We start from the raw sequence: 15,323 nt of genomic DNA on the forward strand, positions 1-15,323 counted from the left end.
CGTCAGTACTTCATCTCACTTATTCAGCCGCTTCAGCAAGCGGAATAGCAGGATGGTCATCGCTCCCATGCTGCGATGCGGCAGGCTGTTCGGCCGAACCGGCCTCGTCCAGGCTCTTCCTGAACCACAGGGCGTAGAGGCCCGGCAGGTACAGAAGCGTTAGGAAGGTCGCGACGAACAGGCCTCCCATGATCGTGATCGCCATCGGCCCCCAGAACGCCGAGCGCGACAGCGGGATCATGGCGAGGATGGCCGCCAGCGCCGTCAGCACCACCGGACGCGCGCGGCGGACGGTGGCCTCCACGATCGCCTCCCGGCGGGTCAGGCCATGAGACACGTCGGTCTCGATCTGGTCGACCAGGATGACGGTGTTGCGCATGATCATGCCGGCGAGCGCGATCAGGCCGAGCAGCGCCACGAAGCCGAAGGGGGCGTTGGCGACATTGAGCCCGAGTGAGGCGCCGACAATGCCGAGCGGCGCAGTGAGGAACACCAGGATCAGGCGCGAGAAACTCTGCAGCTGGATCATCAGCAGCGTCAGCATCACCATGACCATCACCGGGAAGAGGATGAAGATCGAGGCATTGCCCTTGGCGGATTCCTCGAACGCGCCGCCCGGTTCGATCCGGTATGCCGGCTCGAGGTGATCCTTGATCGCCTTCAGCTTCGGCGTGATCTGGTTGGTGATGTCGGGCGCCTGCACGCCGTCGACGACGTCGGAGCGCACGGTGATCGCCATGTCGCGGTTGCGCCGCCACATGATCGGCTCCTCGTGGGAGTACTCGATCTTGGCAATCTGCTGCAGCGGCACGGCGACGCCGTTGCGCGAGGTGATAGTGAGATCGCCGACACCGCCGAGGTCGAGCCGCTCGGATGGGATCGCGCGGGCGACCACGCCGACCTTCTCGATGCCGTCGCGCACGGTCGTGACCTGCGAGCCCGAGATCAGCATCGCGAGCGCCTGCGAGACATCCTGCGGGGTGAGGCCCATGGCGCGGGCACGATCCTGGTCGACGACGAGCTTCAGGTAAGGCGACTGCTCGTTCCAGTCGAGCTGGACGTCCTTGACGCTCTTGTTTTGCCGCATGACATCGCGGACCTGGTAGGCGATCTCGCGCACCTTGTTGGCGTCAGGGCCGATCACGCGGAACTGGACGGGGAAGCCGACCGGCGGGCCGAAATTGAAGCGGTCGACGCGGACGCGCGCCTCGGTCAGCATGCCGTCGGCGACCGCGTTCTCGATCTTGGCCTTGACGCGCTCGCGCGCCTCGACGCCCTTGGCGACGATGACGATCTCGGCGAAGGCCTCGTTCGGAAGCTGCGGGTTGAGACCGAGCCAGAAGCGCGGCGAGCCCTGGCCGACATAGGCCGTATAGGTCTCGATGTCCTTGTCGTCCTTGAGCAGCGTCTCGGCCTGCTTCACGGCCTTCTCGGTGACGTTGAAGGCGGTGCCCTCAGGCAGGCGCAGCTGCAGGAACAGCTCGGGCCGCTCCGAGAGCGGGAAGAACTGCTGCTGGACATGGCCGAAACCGACGATCGAGGCAACGAAGACCCCGACGGTCGCGGCGACCACGGTGATGCGGTGGTTGACGCACCATTGCACGATGGCACGCAAGCCGCGGTACATGCGCGTCTCGTAGACCGCGTGCGGATCGTGGTTGTGGTGCGCCTTCATCTCCGGCAGCAGCTTGACGCCGATATAGGGCGTGAAGATCACCGCCACGAACCAGGAGGCGACCAGCGCGATCGCCACGATCCAGAAGATGCTGCCGGCATATTCGCCGACCGCCGAATTGGCAAAGCCGATGGGGAGGAAGCCAGCGGCCGTGACCAGCGTTCCCGTGAGCATCGGAAACGCGGTGGATTCCCAGGCAAAGGATGCCGCACGCATGCGGTCCCAGCCCTGCTCCATCTTCACCACCATCATCTCGACCGCGATGATGGCGTCGTCGACGAGCAGGCCGAGCGCGATGATCAGCGCGCCCAGCGTGATGCGGTGCAGGTCAAGCGACATCGTGTTCATGACGATGAAGACGATGCCGAGCACCAAGGGCACCGACAGCGCGACCACGATGCCGGTGCGCCAGCCGAGCGCCAGGAACGAGACGAACAGCACGATCACGAGCGCTTCCATGAAGGAGTGCACGAACTCGCCGACGGCGTGCTCGACCACCTTGGGCTGGTCGGCGATCAGCTTGACCTCGATGCCCTGCGGCACGGCCTTCATGAACTCGGCAGTGGCCTTCTCGACCTCCTTGCCGAGATCGAGGATGTTGGCGCCCTTGGCGGTGACGACGCCGATGCCGATCGCGGCCTTGCCTTCCTGGCGGACGACGAAGCTCGGCGGGTCGACATAGCCGTGGGTGACAGTGGCGATATCCCCTAAGCGGAACACGCGGCCATTGCTCTCGACCGGCGTCTCGGCCACGGCCTTGGCGCCGTCGAGCGCGCCGGTGACGCGCAGCGGCACGCGCTGCGAGGCGGTCTCGACCGTGCCGGCCGGCGTCACGTTGTTCTGCTTGGCGAGCGAATCGAACAGCGCCTGCGGCGTGATGCCGAGGGTGGCGAGCTTGGCGTGGCTGAACTCGACGAAGATGCGCTCGTCCTGGTTACCGTAGACGTCGACCTTGGTGACGCCCGGCACTTTCAAGAGGCGCTGGCGGAAACCTTCGGAGACCTTCTTGAGCTGGGCATAGTCGGCGCCGTCGCCGGTCATCATGTAGAGGATGGAATCGACGTCGGAGAACTCGTCGTTGACGACGGGCCCGAGAATGCCGGAGGGCAGCTGGCCCTGCACGTCGACCAGCTTCTTGCGCAGGAGATAGAAGAGATAAGGCACGTCCTTCGGCGGCGTATTGTCGCGGAAGGTCACCTGGAGCGCGGCGAAGCCGGGCTTGGAATAGGTCTGCACCTTCTCGAAATAGGGCAGCTCCTGGATCTTCTTCTCGATGGGGTCGGCGACCTGGGTCTGCATCTCCTGCGCGGTCGCGCCCGGCCAGAGCACGGACACGTTGACTACCTTGACCGTGAAGAACGGATCCTCGGCGCGACCGAGCTTCTGATAGGAGAAGAAGCCGGCGACGCCGAGCACGAGCATCAGGAAGAGAACCAGCGTCGGATGGCTGACGGCCCAGGCCGAAAGATTGAAGCGCTTCATCGCTCTCTCCGAAAGACGATCCAGTTGCAAAAACGGCAGCCGCCCTGTTCAAACCGTCGTCGCGAGGCAGCGAAGCAAATCCAGGGGGCTGGGCAGGTTCTGGATCGCTTCGCCGCTTCAGCCCCAGCATTTGCGCTTGGGCCGAAACTCGCCTTGCACGACGTAACTCGACTTTCCTTTGTCATTCCGGGGCGCCCGCACGGCGAACCCGGAATCTCGAGATTCCCCGGTGCGCAATTGCGCACCTGTGGTCTGGTCCTTCGGACCATCCCGGAATGACAGGAACTAGAAACTCAGCGACGAAACGACCCGCACCTTCTGGCTCGGATCGAGCTTCTGGACACCGAGCGCGACGATCTTGGCGCCTTCCGGCACACCGCCGGTGATGACGACGTCGTTGCTCTCATAGGACTTCACAATGACCGGCTGCAGCGTGACCGAGCCGTTGTCGTCGACGACATAGAACGACGGCTTGCCGCCTTCGTTGAACAGCGCCGACAGCGGCAGTCGCGCCACGCGCTCGGTGGCGGCATCCGACAGCGTCAGCGTCGCGGTCATGCCGAGCGCGACCTTGTCGTCGGCCTCAGGCAGCGAGAACTTTGCAAGATAGGTGCGCGTGGCGGGATCCGCCGCCGGCGCGATCTCGCGCAGCTTCGCCGTGTACTTCTTGTCCGGCTCGGACCAAAGAGTGACGCTGGCGACGCCCGATTTGGCGCGTCCGACCAGCGTCTCAGGGATCGCGACGACCGCTTCCTTTTCGGCAAAGCGGGCGACACGGATCGAGGCCTGGCCCGCGGCGACCACCTGGCCGGGCTCGATCAAGGTTGCGGTGACGACGCCACGGGCGTCGGCAACGAGCGTCGCGTAGGAAAGGGAATTCTTAGTCAGCTCGACCGAGCGGACAGCGCGGTCGAGGCGCGCACGGGCCTCGTCGGCAGATGCACGGCTCGCATCGAGCTGCGCGTCCGTGGTCCAGCCCTTGGCCTTCAGGTCCTTGGCGCGCTGCTCGGCGGCGGCGGCCTGGGCCAGCACGCCGGTCGCAGCGGTCTGCTCGGCGACAGCCTGCTCGGCCTGGAGCTTCAGATCGACCTCATCGAGGGTGGCGAGCGGCTGGCCGACCTCGACGGTCTGGCCGACCTCGACCAGACGCTTGGCGACCTTGCCGACCACGCGGAAGCCAAGATCGCTCTCGATCCGGGGCCGGATGGTGCCGACGAAGCTCCGCTCTGGCGTCTCGGCGTCGTAATGGGCTGTCGCGACCAGAACCGGCCGCGACGGCTCGGCATTCTCGGCCACGGTGTCATTGCACCCGGCCAGCGAAGCGGCCATCAGCGCCAGCGACACACCTGCCAAAAGCCTGGAATAGCTCGACAAAACAGACCGGACGAACATCAGAGGACACTCCCCTATTCTCGAATGAGAGGAATGTCGACTAATCACTGATAAAAGTCAATAATCGTCAGTCATCAGGAAAGCGTGATCGTTGAGGGGCGGTAAGGATTGGGCCCGATATTTCTACGCGAGCAAGCCGCGCCGGGCTTCGGGCCAGACACCGCAGGGAGAGGCGCGCTAGCGCCGTGCCCACGAACTATCCGTGCGCACGCTATGCTTTGCCCACCCTACGGGACCGTTCACTCGGCGCTACCGCCCCTGCCCGGCGAACTCGTGCTTGCTCTCGTGGCCGCCGACGAAGACCAGGATGCCGGCGATCAGCGGGAGCACGGCAAGCACCAGGAGACCGGTCGAGGTCTGCCCCGTCGCTTCCTTGACCCAGCCGATCAGATACGGGCCGCCGAAGCCGGCGAGATTGCCGATCGAATTGATCAGGGCGATGGCCCCGGCCGCGGCCGTACCGGAAAGCCAGGCGGTCGGCAGGGTCCAGAACACGCCGAAGACGCAGAACAGCCCGATGGCGGCGAAGGTCAATGCCACCATCGTCATGGCCGGATCGGTGAGATAGGAGGAGATGCCGAGCGCGATGGCGATCAGGATCATGGGCGCGCCGACATGCATCACGCGCTCGCGCGTGGCGTCCGAATGCCGCGCCCACAGGATCATCGCGATCGTGCCGAACACATAGGGAATCGCCGTCACGAAGCCGGTCTGCGCGTTGGTGAGACCGAACGCCTTGACGATCTGCGGCAGCCAGAACTGCATGCCGTAGAGCGCGCCGACGAAGCCGAAATAGATCAGGCTCAGCGTGATCACCTTGGGCGAGGACAGCGCTTCGCCGAGCGTCAGATGCTTCACGGCCTGCTTCGCCGCGATCTCCGCATCGAGTTTCGCCTTGAGCCAGGCCTTCTGCTCGGCCGAGAGCCAGTCCGCCTTCTCCGGCCTGTCGGTGAGATAGAACCAGGTGACGATGCCCAGCAGCACGGAGGGAATGCCTTCAAGAATGAACAGCCACTGCCAGCCCTTCAGGCCCATCATGCCGTCGAGGCCGAGCAGCAGGCCGGAGATGGGCGCGCCGATCACGGTCGAGACCGGGACGGCGATGGCGAACGCCGCGAGAAAGCGCGCGCGGTATTCGGCGGGATACCAATAGGTGAGATAGAGGATGATGCCGGGGAAGAAGCCGGCCTCCGCGACGCCAAGCAGGAAGCGCAGGACGTAGAAACTGGTGACGCCGCTGACCATCGCCATCAGCGCCGAGATGATGCCCCAAGTCACCATGATTCGCGCAATCCACCGGCTGGCGCCGAACTTCTCCAGCGCCAGATTGCTCGGCACCTCGAAGATGAAATAGCCGATGAAGAAGATGCCGGCGCCCCAGGAGAAGATCAGCGGCGTGAACTTCAGGTCCGCGTTCATGGTCAGCGCCGCGAAGCCGAGATTGACGCGGTCGAGGTAGGAGAAGAAGTAGGCCAGCACCAGGAACGGAATCAGGCGCCAGGAGATGGCGCGGATCGTCGAGGTCTCGACGGCGCTCCTGGCTGTGCCGGCGGAACCGGCGTAAATCGTGGTCTGGCTCATGGCTTCCCCCGGGGCTGTTGCTTTTTTGGGCTGATCCGGGTTTTGAGCATCGCCGCGAAAGAGTCAATGGAGCAAGCAATGCACGGGGCGCAGCCGGCCAACACTGTTGCGCCCGTTCGGACGCCGCTGATGCGCGGAGGGCTGGCGCTGATCGTGATTGCCTGCGGCCTGTCCCTGCGCTGGTATGGCTTCCCGCTCAGCCTTCCCGCCTTCGTCGTGAAGTACGGCGGCTCGCTGCTATGGGCGACGATGGTGTATCTGCTGGTCGGGGTTCTGCTGCCGCGGCTGTCGCGGGCGCAGCTCGCGGCCATTGCGGCGATGATCGCCGCCGTCGTCGAATTCTCCCGGCTGGTGCACACGCCGTGGCTTGATGCGTTTCGGCTGACGACCGCCGGCGCGCTGCTGCTGGGCCGCATCTTCTCGCTATGGAATTTGATGGCCTATGCGGTCGGGGTTGCGGTCGGCGTTTGGATCGATCAGCTCGCCGCGATGCGTGGCCTCAAGGGTGGGCAAAGGCGCGCTAAAGCATGATCCGGAAAAGTGCGCAGCCGCTTTCCGAAAAGATCATGCTCAAACAACAACCACCTAATTAACGCCGTGCTCTCGATTTCATTCATTGGGGCAATGGTGGGCACGCTTCGCTTTGCCTATCCTACGGGACCGACGCCGTGGCGAGCAGCTCTCACTCCGCCAGCTGAAACCGCTCGAATCGATCGAGTTCTTCCTCGATCACCCGCTTCAGCTCCTTGCGCCCCGCCGTCTTCCTGCCCTGCCCGACCCAGGTCCATTTCTGCATCAACAGCTTCTTGGCCTGCCGGTCGGCCTTGAGATCGAGCGCGGCGACGATCTCGTCGCCGACCAGCACGGGAAGCGCGAAATAGCCGAGCTTGCGCTTGGCCTTCGGCACATAGGCTTCGAACAGATGGTTGTAGCCGAAGATGAGATTGGTGCGCTTGCGCTGGATGATCAGGGGGTCGAATGGCGAGAGGATGTGGACGAGATCGGGCGATGCGCCCTCGCCGGGCTCCAACGCCGCGGGCGTCGCCCAATGCTCCTGCTTGCCGGCGCCGTCGAGCGCGACAGGCACGAGTTCGCCGCGGCGGACGCGCGAGGCGATGAGGCCGGCGACCGCCTTCTTGCGCGGCGCGTCGAGATGGCAGATCGAATCCAGGCTAACGACGCCCTGCGAGCGCAGCGCGCGGTCGAGCAGATAGGCCGTGATCTCTTTCGCGGAGGCCGGCTTCGGCAGCTTGTCCCAGCCGAAATGGCGCGTCATCAGGTCATAGGTCTTGAGCATGCCCAGGCGCGCGCTGATGGTTACGGCGCCGGTGTAGAAAGCGAGCTGAAGCGCCCGCTTCGAGGGCTTTCGGCTCTGCCAGAGGTGCTCCTTCTCTGTGAGCACGTCGTCCTCGATGTCACGGATCGTGAGCGGGCCGGCGCGCAGCAGCCGCATCACCTTGCGCGTGTCGGCCGGCTTCACCGAAGCATACCATTTGTGCCCCTCGCGCTTGTGCTCGCGCATCGCCGGCAGGAAGAAGCGGAAGTCGGCGGACGGCACGTAGGAGAGCGCATGCGTCCAGTATTCGAACACGCTTCTGTCGACGCTCTGGGCCTGGCGCAGATCGGCGCGGCGATAGGCCGGAATGCGGCTGAACAGGATGTGATGATGGCTGCGCTCGACGACGTTGATGGTGTCGATCTGCACATAGCCGAGATGGGTGACGGCATCCGCCACCGCCTGCGCGCCTTCGCCGAACGGCGCACGCTGGTCCAGCCGCTGGGCATGCAGCCAGATCTGCCGGGCCTGTGTCGTGGTGAGCGGGAGCGGTTTGGGCGCACGTGACATTACAGGGAGCAATGTAGCGGGATTCGCGCCGAGAGAGAACGCAGGCAGCGGACAGGAGAAAGCCGCGCTGTCGTCTGCTGACAGCGCGGCCAAACGAGAGGCACCTTGCGCCTTACTTCATCGACATTGCCTTTTGCGACTTCATGTAGTGCATGCAGGCGCTCTTCATCTTGCCATTGCTCATGTCCGTGTTGGCCAGCGGCACAGGGCTCAGCGGCCCTCCTTCGGCATCCCGGACCGGCCGCCGATACTGCCTGTGGCGACATCGGGCTCGCACGAGGCCCTGCCGCGTCCTTCCGCCTGGCAGCGGTAGACGCTGCCGGTGAGACGGTCGACCAGCCACATATTTTCTTCGGTCGGCGCCTCGAGCCCGACATAGCGGGAGGTCAGCCCCGTGATCAGCGTCGACAGCAGGATCGCCACGGCGATCATCGCCGCGCCGATATAGATGGGCATGGAATTCAGAGAGACGGTCCGATCCGGCGGGCCACTGCGATAGAACTGGGAGTCACGCTGATAGTCACTTGGCCGCGGCACAGGACGGAACTCGGCTCCCTTCGTACATGAGTGGCTGTCGGAGCGTGCTAGGCGCGCAACTGGCCGAATTCTTGTTCGCACGCAGGCCATCACGCGACGGCTTTGCGATGAGCAAGGGTTTCCGGAACACAGAGACGGCCCGGACAGGCCGCCTCTAACGCTGCCTTCTACTCAGCGGTGGCCGAACAACCCGCCCATCATACCGCCGAGCAGCCCGCCTGGGCCGCCCGCCGGACCGCCACCACCACCGCTATAATAATGGCGCCGGCCGCCACCGCCGGAGGAACGGCGACGCGCCGGCTCATCGTCGGCCTGCTCGGAGGAGGCCGCGCGGGTCGAGACGATCTCCGACAGCAGGGCCTTGTGCTGGAGCTTGTTGAGATAGCCGGTAGCGGGATAGCCGCGTGCCGCCTGCCACCGCCTCATCACGGAACGGGTCTCCTCGTCGAACTTGCCCGTCGCCTTGACATCAAAGCCGAGGCCGGTAAGGCGGCGCTGCACGTCGCGGCGCTGGCTCTTGTCGAGACCAATCTGGTCTTCGGACACCTGGTTGGCCTCTTCCGTAAAGGTCGCAGGATCGATCCCGGCCGAGAGGTTGCGGGTGGTGTTGGAGGGACCATCCTGCAACGCCGCGATGCGGGCGAGTGCGATCGATTTGAATGTGCCGTTGGGATAGCTGGTGAGATAGGCGTTGAGTTCCTCGACCTTGTTGGAGTCCTTGATCGAGCGCCAGAACTCGAGCTCGACGTCCGAGCCTTGCTTGCTGGCGGCCTGTGCCGGGGCGTTCGACGTATCCGTGGTGGCCGCGGCCGGCACCCCAACCGGATTGAGATACACGTTGCCCGTGAGGTTGGTGTGCCCCCAGGGCAATTGTCCCTTGCTGGTCTCGTCGCTGACCTGGGCGCGGACCTTGGTCATCGCCTGCTGGATCTCGACCCCGGGCTGGACGATGTTGGCAACGAGCGCGCGGGTGAACGGGCTGTTGGTGCCGGCTTCGCCGTCGAGCGCGGTCTGGCCAGGGCCCGTGGCAAAGGCAATCAGCGTGCCCTCGCCCGACTTCATCTCGGCAAGGCCAGTCTGCACATTGACGGAGCGGGTGGCCTTGGCCGAGCGGATCTTCGCCGCGAACGGATTGTCACGGCAGGCATCGAGGAACACGAGCTTCACCTTCGCGTCCGACATCGTCTGATCGAGCGTGAGGTCGACATTGATCGCCGCGCCAAGCTTGACGTCGATCTCAGATTTCAGGTCTGCGTCGATCGGCAACAGGTAGTTGACGCCGTTCACGGCGATCCCATGGCCGGCATAGAAGAATACCGCAACGTCGGCGCCTTCGCTCTTCTTGCCGAACTCCAGAAGCTTTGCGGTCATGGCGTCGCGGGTGAGGTTGGCGCCCTCGACGACGTCGAAGCCCACATTGCGCAGCACCCTGGCCATCGCCTTGGAATCGATCGCGGGGTTGGGAAGCTGCGGGACATTCCTGTAGGCGGCGTTGCCGACGACGAAGGCGACGCGCTTGTCCGCGAAAGCTGCGTTGCCGCTGACAATGAATGCTGCGATTGAAATTGCTGCGATCAAGAAGCGCATGATCATTCTCCCCTGATCCAAACTTCTTCGCTGCTCTCGGGTCGGCCTTCGCCGATCCGATGAACGCAATCTGATCCAGCTCACAAGGACACACCGTGATCTGGATCACTCGGGGATTTCTCCTGCTCGAACCGAGCTAGGAGTCGCTGCGACGTCGGCTTTTCGGGCTGCTGACGCAGCGGGCAATACAGGCTGGTGACGAGCAATGACGAAAGAGATTGTACCTGCGGGCGCGCCGAGTCCAGCAGGTAATGAACACTCTTCCGAAAAAGCGAGAAGGATCGGCATTCTGCTTCCACGGCCGAATGCGACAGCGCTTCTTCCCGTTGTTAGGGCGCTGCCAAGGGATCGGCTCGCCATGGATGCCAACTGGCTCCGGCGCTAGGATGCACAGGACATTTCCGGCGATTTGGAATGTGACCCGCATCACATCAGGGCCTTTGAACCTGTCCTAGGCTCTCAGCATCAAATCGCTATCAGGCGTCACACCGAGGATACGACAATGACCCGTTTCGATAAGTTTTTTGGACTGAAGGCGATTGCTCTTTCCGCCGCGCTGTCGATGACGGCGGGCCTTGCTTTCGCCGGTGACAACAACGTCTCCGCGAGCCAGATCCTGGATGCGCTGAAGCCGAAGCCGGCGACCCGCGGCCTGTCCGTCGGTCCGCAGGCCGATCCGACCGCGCAGGCCAAGGAAGCGACCTTCCTGAACACCGTGCGCAACCGCTCGACCCGGTCCCTCTCAATGGGCGAACGCGAGCAGATCGCAGAGCTTGCCGCGACCAAGCCGAAGATCGATCTGGAGATCCAGTTCGACTACAACTCGGCCGACATCGCCAAGACCTCGGTGTCGTCGGTGCAGGCGCTCGGCAAGGCCCTGTCCGACCCGGCGCTGAAGGGATCGACCTTCGTGGTCGCAGGCCACACCGACGCGATCGGCGGCGAAGAGTTCAATCAGGGGCTCTCGGAACGTCGCGCCGACACCATCAAGAAGTACCTGGTGCAGAACTACGGCCTCAACAGCGCCGATCTGGTCACCGTCGGATACGGCAAGACCAAGCTGAAGGATGCGGCCAACGGCGCCGACCCGATCAACCGCCGCGTCCAGGTCGTGAACATGGACACCAAGACCGCGTCGAAATAATCGCGGCGATCAATGAGCCGCCTGCCGCATCGGCGGCAGGCGGCTTCTGTTGTCAGATCCAGCTCTGGAACAGCATCAGGCGGTTGAATATCTGCATCGTCGTGCCGATGAAAGCCGCCGAGATCGGCAGCATTACCGCAAAGCCGATGGCGGCGACGCCGACATAGGCCCAAAGCAGCCAGCGCGGCAGCCGCTCTCTTCGCAGCACATAGACCAGCGCGAGCGATGCAATCGTTGCGGCCGGCAGATAGTAGTAGATGAAGCCGAGCGTGCGCGGCAGCAACGCCCAGGCGAGCCAGCAGCCGAAATAGAACGCCGCGATCAGGAACGCATCCCAGCGGCGCGCGACGACGAAGTCGCGCAGCACGATTGCGAGCGCGAGCAGCGCCGGCCACAGCACCAGGGGATTGCCGAGAAAAACGATCGCGGACACGCTGTTTTCCGACATCTTGTCGAACAGGAACCATACCGGTCGCGCCAGCAGCGGCCAGGACGGCCACGCGCTCATATAAGTGTGACCGGCGATCGCGGTCGTGGTGTTGTCGGCGAAGATCCGGCGCTGTGCCTCGATTAGATCCGATAGCGAGAAACCATAGAGCGGGACGAATGCGGCGAGATACGTGATCGCCGGCAAGACCGCGAAGCAGAGTGCGGCGTGATGCAAACGAAAGTCGGGCCAGAGGTCGGGCCGGTACCAGTCACCGGGCTTGGCGTCGGCGAACAGCGTGCGCCAGCCCTGCATCAGGCGGATCACCGCGACGATGACGATGCAGACCCCGAGCGGAAACAGACCGCTCCATTTGCAGGCTGCAGCAAAGCCGAACAGAGCGCCCGCGAGCGCGAACAGCGCATGCGGGCGCTCTCTTCGAAACCCATGCATGAAGGCGGCGATCGCGAGCAGACCGAACCCTAACGCGAAGATGTCGAGCATCGCGATGCGGGACTGCACGTACAGCATCTGGTTGAACGTCGCGATCAGCGCGGCGGCGATCGCAGGCCCTTGTGCCGAGAACAGTGCAAGCCCGCACAGATAGATCGCGACGATCGCGAACGCGCCGAACAACGTCGCGGGATAGCGCCAGCCGAATGCGTTGTCGCCGAACGCTGCGATCGAGGCCGCGATCATTTCCTTGGCCAGTGGCGGGTGCATCGGATTGAGCATCGGCTGCGACATCGGAGGTGCCAGCATCTGCCGCCCCGCCGGCACGTAGTGCACCTCGTCGAAGACGAATTTTTCCGGCGTCGTCAGGCCAATCAGCAGCGCCAGATGTGCAACCAGAAAGATCGCGACAGCGATCACTGCGCCCTGCGATAGCTTCGGAACCGCTGACACTTCGATCGGCTGTTGTGGGGATATTTTGCGTGACAAATCTGCTTCACCGGGGCGAAAAACTGGACGGCCGTTTTCATTGAACGCATTCCGCCGCAACTGTCACTAAGCATAGCGCAGGTCCCGCGCCGCTTGTGATAATTTCGCCACATCGGAAGCGTGCGCGATCCGGTACGATCAGGGACACATCGATCGATTGCGAAATGAATTTGCGTTCTCGTTTTCCCGACCCTGCTGATGGCCGCGCTGTGCGCGGCGTCCGGCGCGCAGGCGCACACGCGCGTCGGCGAAGCGGTCGTGATTCAGAACGAGGTGGCGCGCGTCGCTGCGACCACGAGGCCGATCAATGTCGGGGACAGCATGCTGCGCGACGAGATCGTGCGCACCGGCGCCGACAGCGCCGCGCGCTTCGTCATGGCCGACAGCACCAATCTCTCACTCGGCCCGAGTTCGACGCTCAAGCTCGACCGCACCGTCTTCAACGACGAGCACAGCTATCGCGACGTCGTGATCCGCATGATCACAGGCGCGTTCGGCTTCGTCACCGGCCATTCCGAGAAGACCGCCTACAAGATCACGACGCCGCTCGCGACCATCGGCGTGCGTAGCTCGAAGAGCGAAGGCGGAAGCGTGCCCACCGCCTCTCTCGACCATGGACAGATGGTGGCACGGCGCTTCGCGCCTTTGCCCAACCCTACGGCACTGAGTGCGTGGTGCGAGTCACGCCGCGGACTTGCCCTCGAACGCCCGCCGAAGCGCTTCGACGTCGAGCTTCACCATCTTCATCATGGCCTGCATCGCGCGCGCGGCAGCCGCCTTGTCGGGGCTCGACAGGAATTCGAACATCACCTTCGGCACCACCTGCCAGGCCACGCCCCAGCGATCCCTGAGCCAGCCGCACTGCTCTTCCCTGCCGCCATGCGCCAGGAACGCGTTCCAAACGCTGTCGACCTGGGCCTGGTCGTCGCAATGGATCATCAGCGATATCGCATGGGTGTATTCCATCTTCATGCCGCCGTTCAGCGCGACCAGCGGCTGCCCGGCCACCGTGAACTCGACGACCAGCACTGAACCTGTCTTGCCGGACGGGCCGTCCGAAACGTTTTGCTGAACGTGCGTGATCTCCGAATTCGGCACGAGCGAGGTGTAGAACTTCGCAGCTTCCTCGGCATCGCCGTTGAACCACATGCAGGGGACAAGCTTGGACATCGTGAATGCTCCTTCTCGAGATTCTCTGAATTCGTGGGCTTCGATCAGGCGTTCGCCATCTCGGGCTGCGCGGAAAAGGCTGCCATGTCCATCCAGTTCACACCCCACATATGGCCATCCGGATCCTCAAAGCTGCGGCCATACATGAAGCTGTATTCGTCCTTCGGGCTGGGATCGGCCACCCCGCCCGCAGCCGCGGCCCTGGCGACGATCTCGTCGACCTCGTTCCGGCTGTCCGCGGACAGGCAGAACAGCGCCTGGTTCGAGGTCTTCGCGTCTGCGATCGGTTTTGGCGTGAACTGACGGAATTTGTCGTGGGTCGTCAGCATCGCGAAGATGGTCTCGGAGAAGACCATGCAGCTCGCGGTGTCATCGCAGAATTGCGGGTTCCTGGTCGCGCCGACCGCCTCGTAGAAGGCGGTGGCGCGCTTGAGGTCGGTCACCGGCAGATTGATGAAAATCATCCTGGGCATCGCAAACTCCTTGGGCGGGGTTCTGCCCAAGGACGGATGGCCCGACGGCCATCCGACATCGCTTCCGGATATTTTTTGCCGGCTGGGGCGATGGCACTGCCCCCGCCCCGTGGGCCGGTCCTACCTCTTCTCGTTGGGATCCCGGTGCACCGGGTCGATCCACAGTACGGTCTCGGGCTTCTCGACCGGCTCGATGTCGAGGTTGATCGCGACCGCCTCGCCGTCGCTGCGCACCAGCACGCATTCCAGCACTTCGTCCGGGCTGGCGTTGATCTCCTGGTGCGGCACGTAAGGAGGCACGAAAATGAAATCGCCGGGTCCGGCCTCGGCGGTGAATTGCAGCTTCTCGCCCCAGCGCATCCGCGCCTTGCCCTTCACCACGTAGATGACGCTTTCGAGATGGCCGTGGTGATGGGCGCCGGTCTTGGCATCGGGCTTGATGCTGACGGTGCCCGCCCACAATTTCTGCGCGCCAACCCGCGCGAAATTGATCGCGGCTGCGCGGTCCATGCCCGCCGTCGACGGCACGTTGGTGTCGAGCTGGTTGCCGGGAATGACACGCACGCCGTCATGTTTCCAGCGATCATCGTGATCGTGGTCATGGTGGGAATGCGAATGGTCATGGCCGGTCATGGGACGTGCTTTCTGTTGGTTCCGTGCGCGGCAAGCTACCCCAAAGCCGCATCCGCAAGCCATACCAAAATCGGAACTCTCGTAACTGCGGGACGTTGCCCTCACAAGCAAAATGGAAGGAGAGTTTCATGGGTAGCACCACGGACAAGATCAAGGGCACCGCCAACGAGACCATCGGCAAGGCCAAGCAGGGCATCGGCGAAGCCACCGGTTCCGACCGCATGAAAGGCGAAGGTTCGGTTCAGGAAGTGAAGGGCAAGGGCCAGCAGGCCATGGGCGATGCCAAGGACGCAGCGAAGGACGCCATGGACCGCGCAGCTGCGGCAGCACGTCGCGCGGCGGAGTAGCGCGTGCCAGCATTGAAAGCGAAAAGGCCGGCCGAAGGCCGGTCTTTTTGCTTGTGCCGTCATTCCGGATGGTCCGAAGGACCAAAC

General features: G+C 63.8%; 13 protein-coding genes and 1 pseudogene. 4 read left to right on the top strand and 10 right to left on the bottom strand.

Annotation, left to right across the window (positions count from 1 at the left end; translation table 11 throughout):
• Positions 1 to 19: 19 nt before the first annotated feature.
• The 3 genes from ACVWY3_RS21325 to ACVWY3_RS21335 all read right to left on the bottom strand — a co-directional run bounded on the left by ACVWY3_RS21325 (position 20) and on the right by ACVWY3_RS21335 (position 6,130).
• The gene (locus tag ACVWY3_RS21325; protein WP_456840235.1) at positions 20 to 3,157 is read right to left on the bottom strand and encodes an efflux RND transporter permease subunit; all 3,138 of its coding nucleotides are present in this window, start codon (positions 3,155 to 3,157) and stop codon (positions 20 to 22) included.
• Between the two features lie 285 nt (positions 3,158 to 3,442).
• Entirely contained in the window at positions 3,443 to 4,549 is a 1,107-nt protein-coding gene (locus tag ACVWY3_RS21330) for an efflux RND transporter periplasmic adaptor subunit (RefSeq protein WP_456840236.1), read from the bottom strand.
• Between the two features lie 249 nt (positions 4,550 to 4,798).
• Positions 4,799 to 6,130, bottom strand: a complete 1,332-nt coding sequence (locus tag ACVWY3_RS21335; protein ID WP_456840237.1) for an MFS transporter — start codon at positions 6,128 to 6,130, stop codon at positions 4,799 to 4,801.
• 78 nt (positions 6,131 to 6,208) lie between these two features.
• Here ACVWY3_RS21335 and ACVWY3_RS21340 point away from each other — a divergent pair, with 78 nt between their 5' ends.
• Positions 6,209 to 6,661, top strand: a complete 453-nt coding sequence (locus ACVWY3_RS21340; protein WP_456843415.1) for a ribosomal maturation YjgA family protein — start codon at positions 6,209 to 6,211, stop codon at positions 6,659 to 6,661.
• A gap of 151 nt (positions 6,662 to 6,812) precedes the next feature.
• On the opposite strand, the gene ACVWY3_RS21345 is transcribed toward ACVWY3_RS21340, so the two are convergent.
• The 3 genes from ACVWY3_RS21345 to ACVWY3_RS21355 form a co-directional block, all read right to left on the bottom strand.
• Positions 6,813 to 7,976, bottom strand: coding sequence for a winged helix-turn-helix domain-containing protein (locus ACVWY3_RS21345; protein ID WP_456840238.1), 1,164 nt, complete (start codon positions 7,974 to 7,976; stop codon positions 6,813 to 6,815).
• A 210-nt stretch (positions 7,977 to 8,186) separates the two neighbouring features.
• The gene (locus ACVWY3_RS21350; protein WP_456840239.1) at positions 8,187 to 8,432 is read right to left on the bottom strand and encodes a hypothetical protein; all 246 of its coding nucleotides are present in this window, start codon (positions 8,430 to 8,432) and stop codon (positions 8,187 to 8,189) included.
• Between the two features lie 252 nt (positions 8,433 to 8,684).
• The gene (locus tag ACVWY3_RS21355) at positions 8,685 to 10,100 is read right to left on the bottom strand and encodes a caspase family protein (protein WP_456840240.1); all 1,416 of its coding nucleotides are present in this window, start codon (positions 10,098 to 10,100) and stop codon (positions 8,685 to 8,687) included.
• A gap of 502 nt (positions 10,101 to 10,602) precedes the next feature.
• Between ACVWY3_RS21355 and ACVWY3_RS21360 the strand changes: the two genes are divergently transcribed.
• On the top strand, positions 10,603 to 11,244 hold the full coding sequence (locus tag ACVWY3_RS21360) for an OmpA family protein (RefSeq protein ID WP_456840241.1): 642 nt from the start codon (positions 10,603 to 10,605) through the stop codon (positions 11,242 to 11,244).
• Positions 11,245 to 11,296: 52 nt separating this feature from the next.
• On the opposite strand, the gene ACVWY3_RS21365 is transcribed toward ACVWY3_RS21360, so the two are convergent.
• The gene (locus ACVWY3_RS21365) at positions 11,297 to 12,577 is read right to left on the bottom strand and encodes a phospholipid carrier-dependent glycosyltransferase (protein ID WP_456840242.1); all 1,281 of its coding nucleotides are present in this window, start codon (positions 12,575 to 12,577) and stop codon (positions 11,297 to 11,299) included.
• A 131-nt stretch (positions 12,578 to 12,708) separates the two neighbouring features.
• Here ACVWY3_RS21365 and ACVWY3_RS21370 point away from each other — a divergent pair.
• A pseudogene (locus ACVWY3_RS21370) lies at positions 12,709 to 13,186 on the top strand (FecR family protein); the annotation flags it as partial.
• A gap of 108 nt (positions 13,187 to 13,294) precedes the next feature.
• Here ACVWY3_RS21370 and ACVWY3_RS21375 read toward each other — a convergent pair.
• From ACVWY3_RS21375 to ACVWY3_RS21385, 3 genes are all read right to left on the bottom strand, one after another.
• Entirely contained in the window at positions 13,295 to 13,783 is a 489-nt protein-coding gene (locus ACVWY3_RS21375) for a VOC family protein (RefSeq protein ID WP_456840243.1), read from the bottom strand.
• Between the two features lie 44 nt (positions 13,784 to 13,827).
• Complete coding sequence (locus ACVWY3_RS21380) at positions 13,828 to 14,256, bottom strand: VOC family protein (protein WP_456840244.1); 429 nt, start codon at positions 14,254 to 14,256, stop codon at positions 13,828 to 13,830.
• Positions 14,257 to 14,376: 120 nt separating this feature from the next.
• On the bottom strand, positions 14,377 to 14,889 hold the full coding sequence (locus ACVWY3_RS21385) for a cupin domain-containing protein (protein ID WP_456840245.1): 513 nt from the start codon (positions 14,887 to 14,889) through the stop codon (positions 14,377 to 14,379).
• 128 nt (positions 14,890 to 15,017) lie between these two features.
• Between ACVWY3_RS21385 and ACVWY3_RS21390 the strand changes: the two genes are divergently transcribed.
• Positions 15,018 to 15,236 (top strand): CsbD family protein, encoded by a 219-nt coding sequence (locus ACVWY3_RS21390; RefSeq protein WP_456840246.1) that lies wholly within the window; start codon positions 15,018 to 15,020, stop codon positions 15,234 to 15,236.
• Positions 15,237 to 15,323 lie beyond the last annotated feature (87 nt).

The sequence above is a fragment of the Bradyrhizobium sp. USDA 4486 genome (assembly GCF_054057995.1).

Bases quoted from the DNA above. Each gene is read 5' to 3' on its own strand.
- ACVWY3_RS21325 (WP_456840235.1), bottom strand. From the start codon at position 3,157: ATGAAGCGCTTCAATCTTTCGGCCTGGGCCGTCAGCCATCCGACGCTG.
- ACVWY3_RS21330 (WP_456840236.1), bottom strand. From the start codon at position 4,549: ATGTTCGTCCGGTCTGTTTTGTCGAGCTATTCCAGGCTTTTGGCAGGT.
- ACVWY3_RS21335 (WP_456840237.1), bottom strand. From the start codon at position 6,130: ATGAGCCAGACCACGATTTACGCCGGTTCCGCCGGCACAGCCAGGAGC.
- ACVWY3_RS21340 (WP_456843415.1), top strand. From the start codon at position 6,209: ATGCACGGGGCGCAGCCGGCCAACACTGTTGCGCCCGTTCGGACGCCG.
- ACVWY3_RS21345 (WP_456840238.1), bottom strand. From the start codon at position 7,976: ATGTCACGTGCGCCCAAACCGCTCCCGCTCACCACGACACAGGCCCGG.
- ACVWY3_RS21350 (WP_456840239.1), bottom strand. From the start codon at position 8,432: ATGCCCATCTATATCGGCGCGGCGATGATCGCCGTGGCGATCCTGCTG.
- ACVWY3_RS21355 (WP_456840240.1), bottom strand. From the start codon at position 10,100: ATGCGCTTCTTGATCGCAGCAATTTCAATCGCAGCATTCATTGTCAGC.
- ACVWY3_RS21360 (WP_456840241.1), top strand. From the start codon at position 10,603: ATGACCCGTTTCGATAAGTTTTTTGGACTGAAGGCGATTGCTCTTTCC.
- ACVWY3_RS21375 (WP_456840243.1), bottom strand. From the start codon at position 13,783: ATGTCCAAGCTTGTCCCCTGCATGTGGTTCAACGGCGATGCCGAGGAA.
- ACVWY3_RS21380 (WP_456840244.1), bottom strand. From the start codon at position 14,256: ATGCCCAGGATGATTTTCATCAATCTGCCGGTGACCGACCTCAAGCGC.
- ACVWY3_RS21385 (WP_456840245.1), bottom strand. From the start codon at position 14,889: ATGACCGGCCATGACCATTCGCATTCCCACCATGACCACGATCACGAT.
- ACVWY3_RS21390 (WP_456840246.1), top strand. From the start codon at position 15,018: ATGGGTAGCACCACGGACAAGATCAAGGGCACCGCCAACGAGACCATC.